This is a genomic window from Novosphingobium sp. BL-A-28-Hi1-0D (genome assembly GCF_055521755.1).
In genome coordinates this window covers 3,199,534-3,221,962 of the sequence record NZ_CM145502.1, presented here as the reverse complement: position 1 = coordinate 3,221,962, position 22,429 = coordinate 3,199,534, and the positions used below count along the sequence as shown (strand labels likewise).

22 protein-coding genes are annotated in these 22,429 nt (G+C 62.2%); 12 read left to right on the top strand and 10 right to left on the bottom strand.

The window, feature by feature from the left end:
* Positions 1 to 3 precede the first annotated feature (3 nt).
* The 8 genes from ACZ1JW_RS15580 (at position 4) to mazG (ending at position 6,991) form a co-directional block, all read left to right on the top strand.
* Positions 4 to 1,179, top strand: coding sequence for a D-alanyl-D-alanine carboxypeptidase family protein (locus ACZ1JW_RS15580; protein ID WP_465141236.1), 1,176 nt, complete (start codon positions 4 to 6; stop codon positions 1,177 to 1,179).
* The gene (tmk, locus tag ACZ1JW_RS15575; protein ID WP_465141235.1) at positions 1,176 to 1,802 is read left to right on the top strand and encodes a dTMP kinase; all 627 of its coding nucleotides are present in this window, start codon (positions 1,176 to 1,178) and stop codon (positions 1,800 to 1,802) included. Before ACZ1JW_RS15580 ends, tmk begins: the two co-directional genes overlap by 4 nt.
* Before the next feature lie 68 nt (positions 1,803 to 1,870).
* Positions 1,871 to 2,770 (top strand): DNA polymerase III subunit delta', encoded by a 900-nt coding sequence (locus tag ACZ1JW_RS15570; RefSeq protein WP_465142792.1) that lies wholly within the window; start codon positions 1,871 to 1,873, stop codon positions 2,768 to 2,770.
* Positions 2,771 to 2,819: 49 nt separating this feature from the next.
* The gene (gene metG, locus ACZ1JW_RS15565) at positions 2,820 to 4,385 is read left to right on the top strand and encodes a methionine--tRNA ligase (RefSeq protein WP_465141234.1); all 1,566 of its coding nucleotides are present in this window, start codon (positions 2,820 to 2,822) and stop codon (positions 4,383 to 4,385) included.
* Positions 4,385 to 5,161 carry a TatD family hydrolase gene (locus tag ACZ1JW_RS15560; protein WP_465142791.1) on the top strand — a complete coding sequence of 259 codons (777 nt, stop codon included), beginning with the start codon at positions 4,385 to 4,387 and terminating at the stop codon, positions 5,159 to 5,161. Before metG ends, ACZ1JW_RS15560 begins: the two co-directional genes overlap by 1 nt.
* The gene (locus ACZ1JW_RS15555) at positions 5,158 to 5,925 is read left to right on the top strand and encodes an MBL fold metallo-hydrolase (RefSeq protein ID WP_465141233.1); all 768 of its coding nucleotides are present in this window, start codon (positions 5,158 to 5,160) and stop codon (positions 5,923 to 5,925) included. The genes ACZ1JW_RS15560 and ACZ1JW_RS15555 overlap by 4 nt, the downstream gene beginning before the upstream one ends.
* A 9-nt stretch (positions 5,926 to 5,934) precedes the next feature.
* Positions 5,935 to 6,105: a hypothetical protein gene (locus ACZ1JW_RS15550; RefSeq protein WP_465125895.1), complete on the top strand. Its 171-nt coding sequence runs from the start codon at positions 5,935 to 5,937 to the stop codon at positions 6,103 to 6,105.
* 97 nt (positions 6,106 to 6,202) lie between these two features.
* The gene (gene mazG / locus ACZ1JW_RS15545; RefSeq protein ID WP_465141232.1) at positions 6,203 to 6,991 is read left to right on the top strand and encodes a nucleoside triphosphate pyrophosphohydrolase; all 789 of its coding nucleotides are present in this window, start codon (positions 6,203 to 6,205) and stop codon (positions 6,989 to 6,991) included.
* Here the strand turns inward: mazG and hflX are convergent.
* The 7 genes from hflX to dusB form a co-directional block, all read right to left on the bottom strand.
* Positions 6,972 to 8,324, bottom strand: a complete 1,353-nt coding sequence (hflX, locus tag ACZ1JW_RS15540; RefSeq protein ID WP_465142790.1) for a GTPase HflX — start codon at positions 8,322 to 8,324, stop codon at positions 6,972 to 6,974. The genes mazG and hflX overlap by 20 nt on opposite strands.
* Positions 8,321 to 8,896 (bottom strand): RNA chaperone Hfq, encoded by a 576-nt coding sequence (gene hfq / locus ACZ1JW_RS15535; protein ID WP_465125897.1) that lies wholly within the window; start codon positions 8,894 to 8,896, stop codon positions 8,321 to 8,323. The genes hflX and hfq overlap by 4 nt, the downstream gene beginning before the upstream one ends.
* A 179-nt stretch (positions 8,897 to 9,075) precedes the next feature.
* Entirely contained in the window at positions 9,076 to 10,461 is a 1,386-nt protein-coding gene (gene ntrX / locus ACZ1JW_RS15530; protein WP_465125898.1) for a nitrogen assimilation response regulator NtrX, read from the bottom strand.
* Positions 10,462 to 10,474: 13 nt separating this feature from the next.
* Positions 10,475 to 12,703: a sensor histidine kinase gene (locus ACZ1JW_RS15525; protein WP_465125899.1), complete on the bottom strand. Its 2,229-nt coding sequence runs from the start codon at positions 12,701 to 12,703 to the stop codon at positions 10,475 to 10,477.
* A 77-nt stretch (positions 12,704 to 12,780) separates the two neighbouring features.
* A complete protein-coding gene (locus ACZ1JW_RS15520) occupies positions 12,781 to 14,223 on the bottom strand; it encodes a sigma-54-dependent transcriptional regulator (RefSeq protein WP_465125900.1) in 1,443 nt (480 codons plus the stop codon).
* Positions 14,220 to 15,338 carry a two-component system sensor histidine kinase NtrB gene (locus ACZ1JW_RS15515; protein ID WP_465125901.1) on the bottom strand — a complete coding sequence of 373 codons (1,119 nt, stop codon included), beginning with the start codon at positions 15,336 to 15,338 and terminating at the stop codon, positions 14,220 to 14,222. The genes ACZ1JW_RS15520 and ACZ1JW_RS15515 overlap by 4 nt, the downstream gene beginning before the upstream one ends.
* Entirely contained in the window at positions 15,335 to 16,381 is a 1,047-nt protein-coding gene (gene dusB, locus ACZ1JW_RS15510) for a tRNA dihydrouridine synthase DusB (RefSeq protein ID WP_465141231.1), read from the bottom strand. Before dusB ends, ACZ1JW_RS15515 begins: the two co-directional genes overlap by 4 nt.
* A gap of 114 nt (positions 16,382 to 16,495) precedes the next feature.
* Here dusB and ACZ1JW_RS15505 point away from each other — a divergent pair, with 114 nt between their 5' ends.
* Genes ACZ1JW_RS15505 through ACZ1JW_RS15495 form a run of 3 tightly spaced genes read left to right on the top strand, consistent with a single transcriptional unit; the run spans position 16,496 to position 18,744 of the window.
* Positions 16,496 to 17,656: a bifunctional 2-C-methyl-D-erythritol 4-phosphate cytidylyltransferase/2-C-methyl-D-erythritol 2,4-cyclodiphosphate synthase gene (locus ACZ1JW_RS15505; protein WP_465125903.1), complete on the top strand. Its 1,161-nt coding sequence runs from the start codon at positions 16,496 to 16,498 to the stop codon at positions 17,654 to 17,656.
* 22 nt (positions 17,657 to 17,678) lie between these two features.
* Positions 17,679 to 18,230, top strand: coding sequence for a hypothetical protein (locus tag ACZ1JW_RS15500; RefSeq protein ID WP_465125904.1), 552 nt, complete (start codon positions 17,679 to 17,681; stop codon positions 18,228 to 18,230).
* A 10-nt stretch (positions 18,231 to 18,240) separates the two neighbouring features.
* Complete coding sequence (locus ACZ1JW_RS15495; protein ID WP_465125905.1) at positions 18,241 to 18,744, top strand: CinA family protein; 504 nt, start codon at positions 18,241 to 18,243, stop codon at positions 18,742 to 18,744.
* Here the strand turns inward: ACZ1JW_RS15495 and ACZ1JW_RS15490 are convergent.
* Positions 18,705 to 19,166 (bottom strand): type II toxin-antitoxin system RatA family toxin, encoded by a 462-nt coding sequence (locus ACZ1JW_RS15490; protein ID WP_465141230.1) that lies wholly within the window; start codon positions 19,164 to 19,166, stop codon positions 18,705 to 18,707. The genes ACZ1JW_RS15495 and ACZ1JW_RS15490 overlap by 40 nt on opposite strands.
* Positions 19,167 to 19,168: 2 nt before the next feature.
* Complete coding sequence (gene lipA / locus ACZ1JW_RS15485; RefSeq protein WP_465125907.1) at positions 19,169 to 20,113, bottom strand: lipoyl synthase; 945 nt, start codon at positions 20,111 to 20,113, stop codon at positions 19,169 to 19,171.
* A 66-nt stretch (positions 20,114 to 20,179) separates the two neighbouring features.
* On the opposite strand from lipA, the gene ACZ1JW_RS15480 reads away from it, so the two are divergent.
* Positions 20,180 to 20,830: a carbonic anhydrase gene (locus ACZ1JW_RS15480; RefSeq protein WP_465141229.1), complete on the top strand. Its 651-nt coding sequence runs from the start codon at positions 20,180 to 20,182 to the stop codon at positions 20,828 to 20,830.
* Between the two features lie 83 nt (positions 20,831 to 20,913).
* Here ACZ1JW_RS15480 and ACZ1JW_RS15475 read toward each other — a convergent pair whose 3' ends face one another.
* A complete protein-coding gene (locus ACZ1JW_RS15475; protein WP_465125909.1) occupies positions 20,914 to 22,224 on the bottom strand; it encodes a hypothetical protein in 1,311 nt (436 codons plus the stop codon).
* Between the last annotated feature and the right edge of the window lie 205 nt (positions 22,225 to 22,429).

Genomic DNA, 22,429 nt, shown 5'->3' with positions numbered 1-22,429 from the left:
TTCGTGACGATTGCAATGGTTGTGGCGCTGGCGGGAATGCCGGTTCAGGCCGCTGCGCCCGAGGCACCTGCACACCAGACGGGGGTGGTCGATCCGCTCGCCAGCATGCCTCGTATCGATGCGCCGATAGCGTTGATGGTCGATGTCGGTTCTGGACGGGTGCTGTTCTCACGCGATCCGCACCGGCGCTTCGTACCTGCTTCGATCACCAAGATCATGACGAGCTATGTGGCATTCGACCTGATCGCCAAGGGCAAGCTGCGGCTCGACCAGCGCATCCCGATCCGGCGCGAAACTTTCCGCAAGTGGCGCAATGTCGGCAGCACAATGTTTCTGCCCGCCGAAGCGCAGCCGACGGTGGCTGAGTTGATCGAGGGGATCGTCACCGTATCCGCCAACGACGCCTGCGTGGTGCTGGCAGAGGGGGCAACCGGATCGGTCTCGGCGTTTACCGCGCTGATGAATGGAGCGGCTGCGGATCTCGGCATGCGCGACAGCCACTTCAACACGCCAAACGGGTGGATGGACGAGGGGCAGACATATGTGACCGCTGCTGATCTCGCCACGTTGAGCGGGGCGTTGATGACGCGCTTCCCCGATCTCTATCGTCGCTTTTATGGCCATTCCCAGATGACCTGGGGCGGGATCACCCAGCCCAACCACAATCCACTCTATGGTCACGTCGAAGGGGCTGACGGAGTGAAGACCGGGTTCACCAACGAGGCCGGATACGGATTTGTCGGTTCGGCCGAGCGCAGGGGACGGCGTATGGTCATGGTGCTCGGTGGATACGACCGGCCGATAGACCGGACCAACCAGTCGCGCGCCTTCATCGAATGGGGCTTCGCGGCCTGGGACGCCAAGCGACTTTTCGCGAAAGGAACGAGCGTTGGCACTGCGGCGGTGCAGGGCGGGAACGAGCGCACGGTGCCGCTGGTTGCTCCGCGCGAATTGACGGTGACCATGCCGCGTGGCGCGGCTACGAAGTACACGCTTTCCGTGCGCTACAAGGGGCCGCTCAAGGCCCCGATTGCCAAGGGCGAGACGGTGGCGAGCCTGCTGGTCCGCGTGCCGGGCGAGCCTGTGCATGTGCTGCCGCTGGTGGCTGGCGTCGATGTCGGACGCGGTGGCGCCTTCTCTCGCCTTCGCGACGGGGCGCTGGGGCTGGTGGGCCTGTGACCGGGCGGTTCATCGCGCTGGAGGGTGGCGAAGGCGTCGGGAAATCGACGCAAGGCAGGCTTCTGGCCGAAGCACTTCGCTCTCGCGGACTCGATGTCGTGACCACGCGCGAACCTGGCGGAACAGCAGGCGCCGAGGCGATCCGGTCTATGCTGCTCAGCACCGAAGGCGATGGCTGGGGGGCGCGAGCCGAGGTTTTACTGTTTGCAGCGGCGCGAGCAGATCACGTCGAGAAGCTGATCCGTCCTTCCGTGGCGCGCGGTGCCTGGGTGGTCTGTGACAGGTTCGTTGACAGCAGCCGAGCCTATCAAGGTGGCGGTGGAGGGCTTTCGGACGCGGATGTAATGGACTTGCATCGGATCGGCAGCGAGGGACTGTTGCCCGATCTCACGGTGCTACTTGCGGTGCGTCCGGAAGTTTCGGCGGAGCGGCTTGCCCTGCGCGATGGCGGACAGGCTGACCGGATCGGCGGGCGCGGTGCAGACTATCACGCGAGAGTGGCGGCTGCGTTCAGGGAATTTGCTCAGGCTGAGCCCCATCGTTTTGCCCTGATCGATGCCGAAGGTTCGCCTTCGGAAGTTCATGCGCGCGTGATGTCAGCTCTGGTGGAGCGTTTCCTGTGAGCGATCCGCATCTGATCGGACACGATGCGGCATGGCGCATCTGGCGCTCGGCCATCGCGGGCGCGCGCATGCATCATGGCTGGATTCTTGCCGGACGCGAGGGTTTGGGCAAGGCGGGCTTTGCCCGAAGCGCGGCGGCAGAGCTTGTGGCCGAGCCGGGCGTGCCGCAGCCACCGGTGGAATCGCATCCCGATATCCTCACCCTGTCACCGCTGCCCGCCAATGATGACGAGGCCAAGAAGCGCGACGACGGGAAGCCTTATCTTCTCAAGCGCAACATCTCGGTCGATCAGGTGCGAGAGATCCAGCGCAGGCTTACCACGCGCCCGACTCTTGGGCGGCGCCGCGCTGTGATCATCGATTCAGCTGACTTGCTTGAGAAAGGTGCGGTCAACGCTCTGCTAAAGAGCCTTGAGGAACCGCCGGTCGGTACGTTCTTTCTGCTTGTCGTACACGCTTTGGGACGATTGCTGCCGACGGTTCGATCACGGTGCACGGTCGTGCGGTTCCATCCATTGGCCGATGCGGATGTTGCGCGCGCGCTCGATGTGGCAGCACCGGGGTTGGATAGCGAGACGCGTCGGGCGGCGCTGGCAGTCGCAGGTGGATCGCCCGGGGCCGCGCTGGCCTTTGCCGAGCAGGATCTAGGCAAAGCGCAGGCGCTTTATGCGCGTATCATCGAGCATGGCGACCATGACCTGTCGTTGCGCGGTGCGCTGTCGAGCGCGATCGGTGCACGGCCTGACCGTGAACGCCTTGCTGCCGCGATCGAGGCAGCGCGGATGACCGTGGTCGGGGCTTTGCCGAGAGTGGATGATGCTGGCAGGCTGCGTCTGGCCGAAGCCCATGCCCGATTGGTCAGGCTTGCGGGCGAGGCACCGATCTACAACTTCGATCCTGGTATGCTGATGATGGAAATCGGCTCCTTGCTGGCATCGGCTGCGCCGACTAGGGAAGGGGCGCGATAGGCGTCCGGATTCCCAGGACACCAGACAGTTCGAGAAAGCGACCGGCCCGATGGGCGAACCCTTCTATATTACCACCGCCATTTCCTATCCCAACGGCAAGCCACACATCGGCCATGCTTATGAAGCGATTGCCGCCGACGTTATCGCCCGGTTTCAGCGGGCGATGGGCCGTGACGTGCGGTTTCAGACCGGCACGGATGAGCACGGGCTGAAGATGGCGCAGAAGGCGCGCGAGATGGGCGTGTCGCCGCGCGAGCTTTCGGATGAAATGTCATCGTATTTCATCAAGATGTGCGATGAACTTAACGTGTCGTACGATGTGTTTATCCGCACCACCGAAGAGCGCCATCACGCTTCGACACAGGAGCTTTGGCGGCGGATGGAAGCGAGTGGTGATCTCTATCTCGATCGCTACGAAGGCTGGTACTCGATCCGAGATGAGGCCTTCTACGACGAGAGCGAACTGGTTGTCGGGGAAGGGGGCGAGAAGCTCTCGCCTCAGGGAACGCCGGTTGAATGGACCGTCGAGGAAAGCTGGTTCTTCCGCCTTTCCAGGTACGCCGAGCCGCTGCTGAAGCTCTATAACGAGAACCCCGAGTTCATTCAGCCTGACAGCCGCCGCAACGAGGTGATGCGCTTTGTCGAAGGTGGCCTGCGCGACCTGTCGGTTTCCCGGACCAGCTTCGACTGGGGCGTGAAGGTGCCGGGCAGCGACGGGCACGTGATGTACGTGTGGGTCGATGCCCTGACCAACTACATCACCGGCCTTGGATTTCCCGATGAAAGCGGAGACTTTGCAAGGTATTGGCCTGCGAACCTCCACTTGATCGGCAAGGATATCGTACGGTTCCACACGGTGTATTGGCCAGCATTCCTGATGAGCGCGAAGATCGAACTTCCGCGCCAGGTTTTCGGCCATGGCTTCCTGCTCAACCGCGGACTGAAGGAGTCGAAGTCGCTTGGCAATGTGACCGACCCTCTCGATCTGGCCGAACGCTTCGGTGTGGATCCACTGCGCTACTTCCTGATGCGCGAGGTGGCATTCGGGCAGGATGGTTCCTATTCGCCCGAAGCCATCGTCACGCGCTGCAATGCCGAACTGGCGAACAGCTATGGGAATCTGGTCCAACGTACGCTCTCCATGATTTTCAAGAACATGGATGGCGAACTTCAGAAGTTCGAGACTGTCGAGGCCGATGACACCCTGCTGGCGACCGTGTTCGATGCCTGCCGTGAGGAATTGCCGCGCGAGTTTGGTGCGTTGAACTTCTCGGCCGGGATTGACGCGTGGATGCGCGCTGTCTTTGCCTGCAATGCCTATGTCGACGAGCAGGCGCCCTGGTCGCTTCGGAAGACCGATCCCGATCGGATGAAGGCAGTGCTGCTGACGCTGTTCATGGCCATCCGCGATCTGACTATCGCGATCGCGCCGGTCGTGCCGTCTTCGGCGGCCCGAGTGCTGGACCAGATCGGCATTCCGGCGGACGCGCGCGGGTTTGCAGCCTTGACCGATGCCGACTGGTATCTGGCTCGGGTGGCAACCGGTGAGCGGCTGACGCAGCCAGTGCCAGCATTCCCCAGGCTTGAACTGCCTGCGGAGGATGCCTCGGCATGATGCTGATCGATTCCCATTGCCATCTCAATTACAAGGGTCTGGTCGAGGATCAGGCGAAGGTTCTTGATCGCGCAAGGGAAAGCGGCGTTCGCGGTTTCCTCAATATCTCGACCCGAGAGCGTGAGTGGGCAGACATTGTCGCCACTGCCGAGCGCGAGACCGATGTCTGGGCGAGCATCGGCATCCATCCGCATGAGGCTGATGCCCACGCCGATCTGGGTGAGAGCGCGCTGCTCGCAGCGGCCGCGCATTCCCGCGTGATCGGCATCGGCGAGACCGGACTGGACTACTATTACGATCACTCCGACCGGCAAGTGCAGCAGGACCTGTTCCGCGTCCACATCCGCGTGGCGCGCGATACTGGCCTGCCGCTGATCGTCCACACCCGCGATGCCGAAGAGGACACAATCCGGATAATCGAAGAGGAAATGGGGAAGGGGTGCTTCCCCGCCTTGATCCACTGCTTCACCGCCTCGGCTCCGTTTGCGACAAGAATGTTGGAACTTGGACTCTCGATTTCACTCTCTGGCATTGTTACATTCAAGAATGCCAAGGATTTGCAGGCGATAGCTGCCAAACTTCCTGAAGATCGCCTGCTGGTAGAGACTGATGCGCCGTTCCTTGCGCCGGTGCCGCATCGCGGCAAGACGTGTGAACCGGCATATGTGGCCGATACTTGCGCGTTCGTGGCGGGTTTGCGCGGTACGAGCGTTGAATCGCTGGCAGACACGACTGGCGCCAACTTCTTCCGCCTGTTCAGCAAGGCGCGCCTGTGAAGCTGACGATTCTCGGCTCCGGCACGTCGACCGGTGTCCCGCGCATCGGCAACGACTGGGGCGATTGCGACCCCAGCGAGCCCAAGAACCGACGAACAAGGGTGGCGATTGTCGTCGAAGGCGAAGACCGCAGCCGTCTGCTGGTCGATACGCCGACGGATCTGCGCCATCAGTTTCTTGCGTGCAATATCGATCGCGTCGACGGTGTGCTGTGGACGCATGACCATGCCGACCACTGCCACGGCATCGATGACCTGCGTCCGTTGCGCTACGGTCGTGGCGGACCGATCCCGGGATATGCAGCTTCGGAAACAGTGCGGCGGCTGCGCCAGCGCTTCGGCTATGTCTTTGCCGGGCAGCATGGTTATCACACGATCTGCGAACTCGACAATCTGGACCGCGTTCGCATGATCTGCGGCATCGGGATCGCCCATTGCCAGATGCCGCACGGTCCTGCGCAGTCGACAGCATATCGCTTTGATCAAGGCGGAAAAACAATCGGTTATGCGACGGACTTCAGTGAGATCACAGCCGAGATGATCGATCTGTTCTACAAGGTCGATGTCCTGGTGGTGGACTGCCTGCGCCGCCAGCCACATCCGACGCACTCGCACCTGGGAATGGCGCTGGAACTGATCGAAGCTACGCGTTCGGGGCGCGGCATCCTGACGCATCTCGACAAATCGATGGACTACCGGACTCTCTGCGGTGAAACGCCCGATCACGTTGAGCCTGCTTATGACGGGATGGAAATCGTGCTTTAGGAGTGCGGCATGACCAACGACGACGTTGTCCGGCTTATTGGCATCGCCATGGCGCTCGTGCTGGTCGTGGCCAACTTGCGTGGGCAGCGCATTGGACTGTCTGATGGTCTGAGAATGGCAGCCTTGTGGGGCTTCTTGATCCTGACGGTGACGCTCGTGTTCTCGGTGCTTGGATGGTGAAGGACCGCAAGCGCGCAGCACGTAATTTACATAATACTTATTATCAAATCTATGTGGGCAGTGACTCCAGCATCGACCAAATCCCCCTCACGCTCTCATGGACAAGATGACGAAGGAACACGAAATGTCACCGAATCTCTCTCGCTTGCTCGGCATCATGGCGCGGTTGCGCGATCCTGAGCGCGGCTGCGAATGGGATTGCGCACAGACGTTCGCGACGATTGCGCCTTACACGATCGAGGAAGCCTACGAGGTCGACGATGCCATCGCACGCAACGATATGGCGGCACTGAAGGAAGAACTCGGCGATCTGCTCTTCCAAGTCGTGTTCCACGCGCGCATGGCCGAGGAACTTGGCCTCTTCAGTTTCGACGATGTGGCAGCGGCAATTGCGGACAAGATGGAAGCGCGCCACCCCCACGTGTTTGGCGATGAAGCGGACGAAGGCCAATCGCGCGAGGAGCGATGGGAGACGGCAAAAGCCACAGAGCGCGCGTCCAAGGGTGCACAGAGCACCATGGACGGTGTCGCTCTGGCGCTGCCAGCCTTGATGCGCGCCGAGAAGATCCAGAAGCGTGCTGTGCGACAGGGCTTCGACTGGCCCGACGTGCGAGGCGCGACCGAGAAGCTCATTGAAGAAATTCGTGAACTTGAAGCTGCTACATCAGAGGCTGAGCGCATCGACGAGGCCGGCGATCTGTTGTTCGCAGCGGTGAACGTCGTGCGCAAGTATGGCGTTGCACCCGAGGACGCACTGCGGAATGCCAACGCCAAATTCGAGCGGCGTTTTCGTGGCATGGAAAAACTTGCCGCCGGACGCTTCGCTGCTCTGTCACTAGACGAGCAGGAAGCGCTTTGGCAGGCGGTCAAGCGGTCAGAGAGGTAAACCGCCCAAGCTCTCGCGGGGTCAGTCGAACCTTGATGCGCATTGCTGGCGTGTCATCGGCGTTGATCTGCGCTTCCTCAATAATGTCGCCATGGGCATGAAGCCATGCGAGGCGTTGGCCATCCGACAGGGGAATTGTAAGTTCAAGCGTCTGAGCGCCGCCCGTCAGAATTTCGCCAAGCTTGTCCAGCAGCGCATCCACGCCCGTTCCGGTAAGCGCAGATAGTGGAACGACCGGGACCTCGGATACCTTGGCCGCGATGAGATCGCGCCGCATGGCCTTCTCTTCGTCCGAGAGCAGGTCCCACTTGTTCCAGGCCTCGATGACAGGAATGAGGGGCCCCCCTTCCCCGTTCACACCGAGGTCCGCAAGGATCTGCTCGACTTCGGCCTTCTGATCAGCCGTCGCCGGATTGGCGACATCGCGAACGTGGACGATCACGTCGGCGGCCGTCACTTCCTCGAGCGTAGCGCGGAAAGCGGCTACGAGTTGGGTCGGCAGTTCGGAGATGAACCCGACCGTGTCGGACAGGATGGCCTTTTCGACGCCCGGAAGACGGATTGCGCGCATCGTCGGGTCGAGCGTGGCGAAGAGCAAGTCTTCGGCCATGACGTCGGCCCCAGTCAGGCGATTGAACAGGGTGGACTTGCCCGCGTTGGTATATCCGACCAGCGCAATCACCGGCCACGGCGCCCGCTGTCGCCGCTCGCGATGAAGGCCTCGTGTGCGGCGAACCTGTTCGAGTTCCTTGCGCAGACGCGCCATGCGCCCGCGGATCTGGCGTCGGTCGGCCTCGATCTGGGTTTCACCGGGGCCACCGAGAAAGCCAAAGCCACCGCGCTGGCGCTCGAGGTGTGTCCATGAGCGGACCAGGCGGCCGGCCTGGTAATCGAGGTGCGCGAGTTCTACCTGCAAGCGGCCTTCAGCCGTTGCGGCACGCTCGCCGAAGATTTCGAGGATCAACCCGGTCCGGTCGATGACCTTGCGCTTGAGCTTGTCCTCAAGGTTGCGTTGCTGGATTGCCGAGAGCGCGCCGTCAACAATGACCAGTTCCGCGTCCGATTGGTTGCAGGCAACGCCGATGCGCTCGACCTGCCCTTCGCCGAACAGCGTCGCAGGCTTGACCGCACGGATTGGAAGAATGAAGGCATCGACCACTTCGATGCCGATTGCGCGCGCCAGCCCCTGCCCTTCTTCGAGCCGGGCTTCGGCGTCGATGCCCAGCCCCCCTCCCCGCTGCTTTATGTCGGGGAGGACGACTACGGCGCGCGCGCCACGGGTGACTTCACCGGCAACTTCGCCGGTGTTGTTGCCAAATTCAAAGGTGCTCAGGAATCCTCGCCATCCCAGTCGCCGGTAAGATCAACGTGACCGGCAGGCTGAATTGTAGAAACGGCATGCTTGTAAGCGAGCTGGACGTAGCCTTCGCGCTCGAGCAGCATGCAGAAGAGATCGTAGGACGCGACCTTGCCCTGAAGCATGACGCCGTTCACGAGGAACATCGTGACCTGGACGCCGGAATCGCGGACGCTGGACAGGAAAACTTCCTGAAGAAGGCGGGCCTTCTTGCCGTTTTCTTCACCACCCGACTGGAAGTGCGCAACCGAAAGCTGCTGTCCGGGCATGATCGTGGAGATCGCGTGCTTGTAGACCAGCTGCGACTGGCCATCGCGGCGCAGCAGGATCGAGAAGTTGTCGAACCACGTGACGATGCCCTGCAGCTTGACGCCCTTCACAAGAAACATCGTGACGGGAATCTTGTTCTTGCGCAGGTGGTTCAGGAAAAGGTCCTGGAGATTCTGCCCTTTTCCGCCCGTGGGGCCGGATACCGGCGCCGGAGTGTCTGCAACTGGGGCAGGTTCGGCCTTGGGCCGAGGGCGGGCGGAAAGCGTCTTGCCGGTCATTTCACGTGACTCCGTTTTATATTGGCTCGACCCGGTAACGGGTCTTCGCGATCTGGCCTTCGTGCAGCAACACTCGGGCCGGGTTCATTGACTAGTTTATGTCCCCGCGCCCCATCCGTAAACATGGGAAAATGCACAGGGTTCCGATTTAATGCGTATTCACAATCCTGAAGTCGGCATCACTCCTCTTCTTCGTCATCCCGTCGCTCTGCCATTCCGAGGAGCTTGAGCTTGCGATGAAGGGCCGAGCGCTCCATCCCGATGAAGCTGGCCGTCTTTGAAATATTGCCCGAAAAGCGCCGTATCTGAACCTTCAGATACTCGCGCTCGAAGTTCTCGCGGGCTTCCCGCAGTGGCACGCCCATCAGCGCTGACCCACCCGTTTCTCCGCCGATCGGTGTGCTCACGATTTCGGAGGGCAGCATGTCGGAGTCGATCCGTGCCAGCCTGTCACGCGGGGCAAGAATCACCGTGCGCTCCACCACGTTGCGCAGCTGGCGCACGTTGCCCGGCCAGTCGTAGCTCTGCAGCGCGGCCATGGCTTCTGGCGAAATCGCGGGTGGCGCTACGCCCTGTTCGTTGGCGTAACGGGTGAAGAAGTGGTCGACCAGAGCCGGAATGTCGTCGCGACGATCGGTCAGAGAGGGGATCGCAACTGGGACGACATTGAGCCGATAATAGAGGTCTTCACGGAAGCGGCGCTCGGCGATTTCCTTCTCTAGCGGGCGGGACGACGACGATACGACGCGTACATCGACCCGCAACTGACGATGACCGCCCACGCGGGCGAAGGATTGCTCGGTCAGCACCCGCAGGATGCGGGCCTGACTGGATGCGGGCATGTCCGAGACTTCGTCCAGGAACAACGTGCCGCCATCTGCCATCTCGAGAAGGCCCGCACGCACGAGCTTGCCGTCCACTTCTTCGCCAAACAGTTCCTGTTCGAAACGCTCTGGCGTGATGCGAGCCGAATTGACCGTGATGAACGGGCTTTGCGCACGCGGGCTCCACGAGTGGAGCAGGCGCGCCGCGACTTCCTTGCCTGATCCTGCGGGCCCGGTGATCAACAGACGACTGCCGGTATTGGCAACGCGCTTGAGCGTGGCGCGGACCTGGTTGATCGCCGAGCTGTTGCCGGTGAACTCCTCCGCCATGGCAAAGCCCTGGCGCAACTGCGCGTTCTCGCGGCGCAGCCGTTCCGTTTCGGTTGCCCGCTCGACCAGCAGCAGCAGGCGTTCTGCCTCGAAAGGCTTCTCGAGGAAGTCCATTGCGCCACGGCTGATCGCCGAGACAGCCGTGTCGATGTTGCCGTGACCGGAGAAGATGATCACGGGCAGTTCCGGCTCGCGCTTCTTGATCTCGTCGAGAACTTCGAGGCCGTCCATCGGGCTGCCGTGTAGCCACACGTCGAGTAGCACGAGGCTTGGGCGCCGCTCGTCGATGGCCGCGAGTGCCGACGTGCTGTCTGCGGCGAGGCGGCAGCCGTAGCCTTCGTCGGAGAGCACGCCTGCGACCAGTTCGCGGATATCGCGTTCGTCGTCTACGATGAGGATGTCGAGTGCCATGGCGGGGGTCCTGTCAGTCCTGTTCGGCGTGAGCGTCTGAAGTTGAAAGCGGATCGCGGGCGAAGCGCATGGTCACGCGGGTGCCGCCGCCCGGTTCGGGCGTGAAGGCCATTTCGCCGCCGTGTTCCTCCACGATCTTGTGGACGATGGCGAGGCCGAGGCCAGTGCCCTTCTCGCGCGTGGTCATGTAAGGCTCGAGGATGCGGTCTCTCTCGGCCGGCAGGCCGATTCCGTTGTCGGTCACACTTACCGTCACCGTCTCGTGATCGCCTGCGAGCGTGACCGCCACCCGGCCGCGATAGTCGACGTCCTCGCTCTTGGCACGGGTTTCGATCGCTTCGACCGCGTTCTTGAGAACGTTCGTCATGACCTGGCCGAACTGGTGCCGATCGCACTGGATCGGCATCGAGGTTGCATCGCACGCGAAGCTGAAATCGATGGAGGTATGAGCCACTTCCTGAAGGAACAGCGACTGGCGGACCAGGTCGCTGGCATCCTCTGCACGAAACACGGGCTTGGGCAGGCGTGCGAACGAGGAGAACTCGTCGACCATCTTTCGCAGATCACCCACTTGCCGGATGATCGTGCTGGTGAGTTCCTCGAACAATTCGGGATCGTTCTCGATCTGGCGGCCATAACGGCGACGCAGTCGTTCCGTCGCGAGCTGGATCGGGGTGAGCGGATTCTTGATCTCGTGGGCGATGCGGCGGGCAACGTCCGACCAGGCCGCGCGTCGCTGGTCGAGCAATTGGCGGGTAATGTCCTCGAACGTGATCACATGGCCGTTGCTGTCCTGCACCACACGGACGGCCAGCGTCCGCAAGTCACCACGGACCGGGTACTGGATGACATTGGTGGGCTGCCCTGATGCAACGAGTTGCGCAAGCACAGGGGAGACCTCGCCCAGGGGGCGGCCGATCGGGCTTGAGGGCCCATCGGCGAGCAGCACACGCTGGGCCGAGGAGTTGATGAGTTGTACGGCGCCATCACGCCCGATGGAGACGATGCCGGCAGTAATCGATTCGAGTACCGCCTCGATGAATGCGCGACGCACTTCGAGCTGCGCATTCGCGGTGACGAGTGCTTGAGTCTGCCCTTCGAGCTGCCGGGTCATACGATTGAACGCGCGGGCAAGGAGGCCGACTTCATCGGTGCCGCTACTTTGCGCCACCCGCATCGCGAAATTGCCACTGCCGATGGTGCGCGCCGCGGACACAAGTTCGGCCAGCGGCGCAACCTGCCGGTCCGCAAAGCGCAACGCGGCCCACACCGCCACACCGACGAGCGCAAGACTGACGCCGAACAAGGCAAGATTGAAGCGCAACTGTAGCGCCCTCGCCCGGGTCGTCAGCATGTCGTAGGCCTTGAGCACGGTTTGCGCGCGTTCCCACTGCTCGAGGGCGAGCGCATTGGATGTCCGCGCGGCGAAGAGGTAGATTCCCCTGTTCTTGTCGATGGGGGTCACCGCCTCGATACGTTCAGCCGATGCGCGCACAACGACAGCCTCGCCTGCATCAAGCCGCTTGAGGTCGGCGAGCGTCACGCGCTGCTGGCGATCGGTCTTTTCCGGATCGACGATCGCAGCGGTGCGCAAAGTTCCGTCAGGCGTGCGTTCCAGAATGGCGGATTCGTTGAGTTGTCGGCTCAGGACCTGGAATGAATAGCCTTCCGCAAACTCGGTGGATGTGATCGGGGCCTGATCCAGGTAGTCGCGGATGTCACCCGCCATGGTGACAGTCTCGTTTCCGACGTCGCGCAGCTTGTCCTCATAATAACCACGCGCGAGCTTGTTGGCGTTTTCCAGCATGCCGCGGGAGTTATCCGAGAACCAGAATTCGACGCCGGACTGAAACAGCAGAGATGCGAAGACCACGACAAGCAGGGTCGGGATCGCGGCAATCAGGGAAAACAGCCAGACCAGACGTACGTGAAGCCGCCCGCTGGAGCCCAGGACGCTCTTGGCAGCGCGCCGGATGGCGAGGCGACGACCGGCCAGAACGAGAAGTGCCATTGCCGGAACCAGCGTGCCGATCAGCAAGCTGGACGTAAGCCGCGACGGAAGGATCTGTCCTTCGGTGCTCGATGCGGTCACCGTCAGCCAACTGACGGCCAGCATTAGAGCGAGAATGGTGGAGGCTGCGACCTCAAGCAGGAAAAACACGTTGGCGCGGCGCAGGCTTACAAGAACGCGCCTGTACCAGCGCGGCATTCGGCGGACCGTGACTCTCTCTTCCTGCGGCATCGTTGCATGGTCACAACACTACTGTTGCAAAAATGCAAGAGGAAACCGACGGGCTACATCAGCCCTGCGGCAAGGCATCAATCGCGGGCGGCGTACTCCTCTGGCGCTATGCCGAGATCGGAAAGCCGCTTGCGCAAGGTATTGCGGTTGATGCCGAGTATTTGCGCTGCACGCAGCTGGTTTCCGCCTGTCTGCGCAAGGACCGAAACGAACAGCGGGTGTTCGAACGCTGCCAGCGCAGCGTCATAGACCTCGCCTTGTGGTGGTGCGTTGGTGGAGAGCCAGTGGCTGACGGCGGTGGCCATGTCGCTCGGGCTTGCAGGGCTCGCGGATTCGGGTGCAAGGCGCGATTGCGCGCCACTTTCCGTATGCACAAGAAGCGGTTCGATGGAGGCGGCATCGATAACTTCTTCGCGCGCGAGCAGCGCCAGACGATATATGAAGTTCCGCAATTCACGGACATTGCCACGCCAGGGCTGCTGCGCAAGCAAGTCCGCACCGGCCTGCGTCAACTGCCTGCGGGGTAAGCCCTCGGCAGCGGCGCTGGCGAGGAAGTGGCGTGAAAGCGCTTCGATATCGTCCGCACGCTCCCGCAACGGCGGAAGCTCGATCGGGACCACCGCGAGGCGATAGTAGAGGTCTTCACGGAAGGTGCCATTGGCGATCATCGGCAGGAGATCGCGGTTCGTCGCTGCCACGATGCGGCAGTCGAGCGTGATCTCGTCGCGCCCGCCGACGCGGCGGATGCGGCCAGATTGCAACGCTCGCAGCAGCCGCGTCTGCGCCTGCATCGGCATGTCGCCGATTTCATCGAGGAACAGCGTGCCGCCGCTCGCCTGTTCGAACTTGCCGATCGAGCGGACGACTGCACCGGTAAACGCGCCACGCTCGTGGCCGAACAGTTCGCTCTCGATAAGCTCGGCGGGAATAGCGGCGGTGTTGACTGCGACGAAGGGGCCAGCGCGGCGATTGCCCAACTGGTGGATCGCTTCGGCAACGAGTTCCTTGCCAGTCCCGGATTCGCCGAGGATCAGCACGGTCAGATCATTGCGCAGTACGCGGGTGATCATGCGATAGACCGCCTGCATCGCCGCGCTTCGACCGACCAGTGGCAGGCCTTGCGTCACGTCCTGCGGTACGTCGATTTCCGCTGCTTCCGCCTTCCCGATGGCTTGCGTCACCGTGCGGACAAGTTCTTCGAGATCGAACGGCTTGGGGAAGTACTCGAACGCGCCAGTCTCGCTGGCCCGCACGGCAGTGTCGAGCGTGTTTTGTGCCGAAAGGATGATGATCGGCATCGAAGGATGGGCATCGCGCACAGGACCGAGCGATTCGATCCCGTCACCGTCGGTCAGCATCACATCGGTCAGCAGCAGGCGATAGTCGTTCTGCGCAAGGAAACGGTCTCGGCCAGCCACGGAGTCGCAGCGGTCGATGGCAAAGCCCTCCGCTTCGAGAGCAGCGGTGATCACCAAGGCGATCGAGGCGTCATCCTCGACAAGCAGTACGCGTTTCGTCATCTGGGCACCGTCCCGGCAACGGGGAGATGAATGCGGAAGTGGGTCAGGCCCTTGGCTTCATCGCGGTCATGGGTGATGCGGCCATTCATCTCGCGGACGAGCTTCTGCACGAGCGCAAGACCAAGCCCCTGGCCGCTCTTCTTGCCCGTCACGAACGGCTCGAAGATGTGGTCGCGCAAGGTCGGATCGATGCCGGGACCGTTGTCGGAAACACGCAGTTCGATCGGCAGACGCAGCGGCTTGCCGCCAGGTCCAGCGTGAAGCTGGATGCCGCTGGCAAAGCGGGTGCGTACCGCGATCCCCGGATTGAGCTGGTTCTGGCACGCCTCGCGTGCGTTGCTGAGCAGGTTCAGCAGAACCTGCACGAGCGAATCCGGATTGGCCATGACCGGCGGGAGCGAGGGATCGAACTCTTCCTCGATGGCGACATCGGACGGATGTCCCGCAGCAAGCACGGCCTGTGCCCGCCTGACGGCTTCATGCAGATTGCAGGGCTGGACTGGCTCGGCACTGCGGCGCGAGAGCGACTGCATCTGGTCGATCAGCTTGGCTATGCGGTCGACCTCTGCAGTGATCAGGCCGGTCATCGCCCGGTCGTGCTCATTGAGCTTGCGGTCGAGCAACTGGGCAGCACCGCGGATCCCGGCAAGCGGATTCTTGATTTCATGGGCCAGGACCTCAGGCGCGCGCAGGGCAACGCCCTCCCCGCCCCCTGCTCCATGCCCGTCGCCCGAAAGCGCCTCGACCCCGACACCCTCGTGAAGCATCAGCAATTGCCAGCCCGGACAGTGGGTCACTGGGCTAGTCATCACGTCAAAGCGGCGAGAGGGTTGCCCCATGATGCGCACGCCAACTCCGCGTGCAAACAGGTGGGCCTCCCCATCGGCAAGACGGCCCAAGATCAGCGGTTCCTCGAACTCGAAAAGCTCCGCGACCGACTTGCCGACAAGCCGCCGGTAGCTCTGCCCCATGAGTTGCTCCGCAGCCGGGTTGACCGAAGCAACGATGAGATCAGGGTCAAGCTGCAACAAGGCGAGCGGCAGGCTGGCGACAACGCGCTTGGGATCGGGCTTCTGCCCGGGCTCCGTCCGCCGCCAGTCCGGAAGAGCAATCATGCCGCCTCGCGCTGACCCGTCGATCCGGAGGCGAGCTGGTGCTCGATGGCCCGGCCGTAGAATTCGGCAAGGTTGGATAGGACGACCTTGGGGTCGTCGATAAAGTTTACCTTGTTGCGGAAGTCGGCCGATCCGTGGAGACCCTTGGTGTACCAACCGATGTGCTTGCGGGCCATGTTGACCCCCGTGACGGTTCCGTAGTGTTCCTGCATTGCCTCGTAGTGTTCCACGATCAGCGCGTACTGTTCGGGTAGAGTTGGATCTTCCATGCGCTCGCCCGTAGCCAGCCAGTGCATGATCTGGCCGAGCAGCCACGGCCGCCCGTATGACCCACGCCCGATCATCACCCCGTCGGCACCACTTTGCTCGACCGCCGTGGCAACGTCCTCGATGCCGCATATGTCGCCGTTGACGATCACCGGGATCGTGACCGCGTCCTTGACCCGGCGCACGAAGCCCCAGTCGGCATTGCCCTTGTACATCTGGTTGCGGGTTCGGCCGTGGACGGTAATCATCTTCGCACCGATATCTTCGGCGATGCGCGCAAGTTCCGGGGCATTGAGACTGTCGTGACACCAGCCCATGCGCATCTTGACCGTGACGGGCACCTTGACCGCGTTGACCGTCGCCTCGATCAGCCGGGTCGCCAGTGGAATGTCACGCATCAGGGCCGAACCCGCGTCGCCGTTCACCACCTTGCGCACCGGACAGCCCATGTTGATGTCGATGATCGCGGCGCCTTGCTGTTCGACCAGCTTGGCCGCTTCCGCCATCTGCGCCGGATCGCAGCCGACGAGCTGCATCGAGACAGGCTCCTCCATCGGATGCCACGCAGCCTTCTGGATCGACTGTCTTGTTTCGCGAATAGCCGCTGGGCTGGCGATCATCTCGGTGACGTTGAGCCCCGAACCGAACCGGCGGACGATCGTGCGGAAAGGCAGGTCCGATACGCCCGTCATAGGCGCGAGCACGACGGGACAATCGACCTCGACGGAGCCGACGTGAATGGGCTTCAGCACGGGAGGAGCGGGCACTTCGGACATCGGGATCAATCTGCCTAAAAAACAGGCAGCGCTTAGTCGATTGAAGGTGAAACGGCAAGTCGCTTGGTCTGCGCTGTTGCTCCTGCCCCCACGTCGCTGGTAGAGGCCCGGCGGATGACCGAACCCCTCCCTCTTTCCATCAGATCGACCGCTGCCGTTGTCGTCGCTGCAGGCAAAGGTCTGCGAACAGGCGGAACGGTGCCGAAGCAGTTCGTTCAATGGCGAGGAAAGCCGTTGGTGCGCCACTCTGTCGAAGCATTGGTGGAAGCAGGTGTCCGCCCCATCATGGTTGCGATTCCCGAAGGTTGGGAAGAAATTGCGGCGAATTCACTGAATGGTCTGGCGGGTGTTCGCTTTGTCCTCGGTGGCGAGACCCGGCAGGCTTCGGTCCGACTTGCGCTCGAAGCACTGGAGGCTGACGCTCCCGCGCAAGTCTTGATCCATGACGCTGCCCGGCCCTTGCTGTCACAAGCGGTGATCGGCGGACTGATGGAAGCCTTGCTGCGCGGCGTTGCCGCCATTCCCGTTCTTCCAGTCGTCGACAGCATGATCCGTGGCGCCGGCGATGCCATGTCCGGAAAGGTCGAACGCGAAGAGCTTTATCGCGTCCAGACTCCGCAGGCCTTTAACTTCAGCGCAATCCTCGATGCTCACCGCCGCTGGCAAGGCGAGTTGGATGCAGGCGATGATGCCCAAGTGGCGGTCGCAGCTGGGCACGAAGTCCTGCTTGCACCCGGTGATGAAGCCCTGCGCAAGGTTACGTTTGCCGCCGATCTCGAGGAGCAGGACATGATACGCGCGCCCCGCACTGGCATGGGTTTTGATGTTCACCGGCTTGTCGAGGGTGAGGAACTTTGGCTCTGCGGGGTTAAAGTGCCGTACGCAAAAGGCCTTTCCGGGCATTCAGACGCCGACGTAGCAATTCACGCGTTGGTCGATGCACTGCTTGGCGCAGTCGCTTTGGGCGATATTGGCGATCATTTCCCGCCATCCGATCCTCAGTGGAAGGGTGCTTCGTCTGACCGTTTTCTGGCGCATGCCGCTCATCTTGCGCGCGAAGCAGGTTACGAGATCGCCAATGTGGATGTGACGATCATCTGCGAGGCACCGAAGATCGGACCGCATAAATCCGCCATGCGTGAAGCGCTTGCCCGGATTCTCGGGATTGACTTGGCCGCCGTCTCGGTGAAGGCGACCACCACGGAACGCTTGGGCCTGACCGGCCGAGGCGAAGGTATCGCGGCACAGGCCGTGGCAACAGTCGTTGCCCGCTGAACGCAGCAGGAGCAGACGAATCATGATGTCATATCGTAGAGCCGCTGCAGCACTGGCATTCATGGCCATGGCCCAGGGACAGGTCGCCCATGCAGCGACGGACGTTGCACCATGCCTGAGCGAGAGCGAGGTGACGGCCCTCGTCGGATACGCACTGCCCTCGGTAATTGACGGCACCATAAAGAGCTGCAAGCCACATCTGTCCTCAAACGGATACTTCGCGACGCGCGGCAGCGAGTTCCTGGGCCGCTATGCTGCGCGGAAGAACGATAACTGGCCGATGGCCAAGACGGCGTTCCTCAAGCTCGGCTCGAGCAAGGACCCGAAAATGGCCGAGATGATGAAGAACCTGCCCGACAATGCGGTGCAGCCTTTCGTCGAGGCAATGGTCAGCGAACTGGTGAGCGGCGAAATCAAGCCCGATCAGTGCACGGCAATCGAGCGTGGCGTCCGCCTGCTTTCGCCGCTGCCCCCGGAAAACACGGCTGAACTCGTCACTTTCGTTCTCGTGCTGGCTGACAAGCCGAAGCCCGGTAAGGCATCGTCCTTCCCGATCTGCAAGCCGGCAGCCTGAGATCATGCCCATGGACAGTCTGCTTCCCGCCGAAATCGGTGATCTCGCGCGCCGGGTCATTGAAGAAAATGCCGCAATCGGCCGCAAGGTAGCTGTTGCGGAAAGCTGTACCGGCGGCCTTGTCGCTGCGGCGTTGACCGAAGTGCCGGGCAGTTCGGCCGTCCTCGATCGCGGCTTCGTCACATATTCGAACGAGGCAAAGAATCAGCTGCTCGGGGTGTCGGAAGACCTTATCGACACGTTCGGTGCCGTGTCGATCGCGGTAGCGTGGTCTATGGCGCAAGGTGCGCTGAAGAAGTCCGGCGCCGATGTGGCGGTGGCCATTACCGGCGTTGCCGGACCCGATGGCGGAACAGAGCAGAAGCCCGTCGGCACCGTCGTGTTTGCTTGCGCCAAGCGGGGCGAGGACCCCGAGGCGACAAATGCCGAACTCAAGTTGTTCGATACGGCCAGCACCCGGGCCGAAGTGCGCTTTCAGGCGACGCTGACCGCGCTGGAGCTGTTGCTGCCGTAGAGCTGTTCCGCACGCTTCTCGAACGCGGCGACCATCCTGCGGAACGCTGCGTCGAGATACTGGCCTGCAAGCCTCTCGAAGATGGCGCTGCGGAAGGTGAAATCGACACAGAACTCTATCGTGCAGCCCCCATCCGGATTGCTGCGAAAGGTCCAGTCGTTCTCGAGCCGCTTGAGCGGGCCTTCGATATACTCGACCTTGATCGAACGGGGCCGTTCCTTGAGCACGCGCGACGTGAATTTTTCACGCAAGGCGCTGAAGCCGACCAGCATGTCAGCGATCATCTCGTGTTCGCTGTCGGACTTGATACGCGTTGCCACGACCCAGGGCAGGAACTCGCCATAACGGCGCACGTCAGCAACGAGGTCGAACATCTGTTCGGCCGACCATTGCAGCGTGCGGGTTTCGGTTATGCGGGGCAAGCTCAGGCCTGTACTTCGGCTTTCTGGGCGAGCTTGGCCAGTTGCGTATCGCGTGCTGCGCGCATCTGCCGGAAATCGTCGCCAGCGTGATAGCTCGACCGGGTCAGCGGGCTGGCCGCGACCTGCAGGAAGCCCTTGGCGCGAGCGATGGAGCCATACGCCTCAAAAGCCTTGGGCGTGACGAAGTCGATCACCTTGGCATGCTTGGGAGTAGGTTGGAGATACTGCCCCATGGTCAGGAAGTCGATCTGCGCCGAGCGCATGTCGTCCATGACCTGATGAACCTCGAGCCGCTCTTCGCCCAGGCCGAGCATGATGCCGGACTTGGTAAAGATGCGCGGATCGTGGCGCTTGACCTGCTCCAGCAGGCGCAGCGAGGCGTAGTAACGCGCGCCGGGGCGAATGGTCGGATAGAGCCGCGGTACGGTCTCCAGGTTGTGATTATAGACGTCCGGCCCGGCTTCGACGATCGACTCGACCGCAGCTTCCATCTTGTTGCGGAAGTCCGGCGTGAGAATCTCGATGGTGGTGTTGGGCGTAAGTTCGCGCAGGGCCTTGATCACCTTTACGAAATGACCTGCCCCGCCATCCGGCAGGTCGTCCCGATCGACCGATGTGATGACGATGTGCTCAAGCCCCATCTTCGCGGCTGCGGTAGCCACGTTGAGCGGTTCCATCGGGTCAACCATGCGGGGCATGCCGGTTTTAACGTTGCAGAACGCACAGGCGCGCGTGCAGACGTCGCCCAGAATCATCACCGTTGCGTGCTTCTTGGTCCAGCATTCACCGATGTTGGGACAGGCAGCTTCTTCGCATACCGTGTTGAGGCCAAGCTCGCGCATAAGGGCGCGAGTCTCGCCGTAGCCCTTGCTGGTTGGCGCTTTTACGCGGATCCAGTCAGGCTTGCGTTGGCGTTCGGGGCGGAGGTTCTGGGCCGGCTCGTTCATGGCGACCAGATAAGCCGTTACGCCAGCACTTGAAAGACCCAATCTATGCGGCCATTAGCCCCAGTCATGACCCAGCCCTCACCTGAACTCGACCGCCTGCTCGCCGGCTACCGCCGCTTCCGCGAACATGGCTGGACCCCAAAGCTGGAACGCTGGCGCGAACTGCGCGAGGGGCAGGAGCCGCAGGTGATGATCATTGCCTGTTCGGACAGCCGCGTGGACCCTGCACAGATATTCGACGTCGATCCGGGCGAGATCTTCGTCGTCCGCAACGTGGCGGCGATGGTGCCTCCGTTCGAGACCAATCCCGGGCACCATGGCGTTTCGGCCGCACTCGAATTTGCGGTGCAGGTGCTCGAGGTCAAGGAAGTCGTGGTCATGGGCCATGGCATGTGTGGTGGCTGCAAGGCTGCGCTGACGCAGAGCCTCAAGGGGACTGAGCCTGGCGAAGGTGGATTCGTTGCCGACTGGATCGCGCTTCTGGATGACGTTCGCGAGGAAGTCGTCGCGAACCACGGCACCGAAGGCCGTGAGGCAGAGCGCGCGATGGAGCAGGCGGGCGTTCGTGCCAGCCTCACTAACCTGCGCACGTTCCCCTGCATCCGCCGCAAGGAAGCCAGCGGCGAACTGCGGCTTAGAGGTGCGTTCTTCGCAATTTCCGACGGGATCCTGCACGTGCTAGACGAAGCAAGCGGAGAGTTCTCGCCGGCTGCCTGAACCCGGCAAAGGCCCGAAGGCAAATGAAAAGGGCGACCCTCGCGGGCCGCCCTTTTCTTTTTCAGGTCGTTGACGGTCAGCGATCACTGGGCCTGCGTATTTGCAAAGGCGAGCCACAGACGACCAAGGGCTGCGCGGGTCCCGCCGACCTGCGCGAAAGTCGCCTTGGCATCAGCGAACTTGTCCTGGTCGAGCTGGGCGATCCCGAGGCGGGTCAGCGCACGATCCTTGTCAATGCCGCCCTTCTCGAGCGCCATCTTGTAGAACTCCTCAGCCTTCGCTGCATCGTCATACGACAGATAGGCGTCGGCCATGGCCATCGGGCTCTTGCCGTCCTTGGCAGCGCGGGCTTCCTTGTCGAGCGCCGGGAGCGAGGCCTTGTCGGGCGCGATACGGCCCTTTGCCTGGCTCGTAGCGTCAGCCACGAACGGATCGTTCGCCTTCAGGATTCCAGCCTGAACGCCCATGTTCGCAACCTTGAGCACTTCGCCGGGAAGACGACGCGGGTCAGCCGCTTCGATGTATTCGACGTATTCACGTTCGACATACTTCGCATCGTTCTGGAACCCGCCCGAACGCAGCAGCAGTCGGCCAAGATCAAGCGATTCCTGGTTGGTGAACTGGCTGAACTCGCGCACCAGCTGTCCGGCACCGAGCCAGTTGAGCGGGGTCGGATCGTTTTCGACCATCAGGGTCGACCATTCGATCGCCTGCGGCCCAAGCTTGTTCTTGTAAGCGATCAAGTTCGCGCGCTTGAACCAGCCTTCAGGCACCGGCTGCGCAGCAGCCTTGCGCGCGCTTACAGCCATCTTCAACGCATCGAGTGCCTGAACGTTCTGGCCCTGCTGCGCATAGGAATCGGCCAGCAGTTCGGCAGCAGTGTCATCCTTGTAGTTCGCCTGAACGACCGGCGTCAGCGCCTTCACGGCGGTGGCGTAGTCCTTGTTCGAATATGCGAAGTTGCCGAGGTAGAACTGGTACTCGGTAACGTTGGCGGCCGGAACCTGTCCGCTGTCGAGCATGTTCTGGATGCCGCGCTGGCGCATCGCAACATCGTTCAGCACGCCGCCGACGCTGACCGCCCAGCCACCGGCTGCCATGCGGTCGAGCGGAGTCTTGATGGCAGCTTCCGCCGCTGCAAGCTCAGCCGGGGCATTGGCCAGAACCGCCTTTTGCGCAGCGGCGTCGGCACCCTTCTTTTTGGCTTCGTCCAGCGCCGTCATCGTCTTCTGCATCGGCCCGGCGGCGGCCACGAATTCCTTGGAGTAGCTGACCTTCTCAGCCTTGGGTTCCTTGTCCTTGGCGAAAGCCGCGGTCGACGTGACCGACAGTGCGCCGGCCGAAAGCGCGAGGGCCATCGCCGTCTTGCCAATCAGTCCGAAAGTAGCACGCATAGAAATCGTCTCCTGTTCGACCGGATGCGTCCGCGGGAGCGACCCTGCCCCGACACCTTCGCACCCCGGTGTCCTCTCACCTCTGGTCGATCCCGCTAGTGGCGCGGAATTGGGCCCTTGGCAACGGTTTGTGCGCTATCCTTTTCACGGTGAACCACGATTGAATGGCACCTTGTCCCAATATTCATGCACTTGGTCGCAGGTG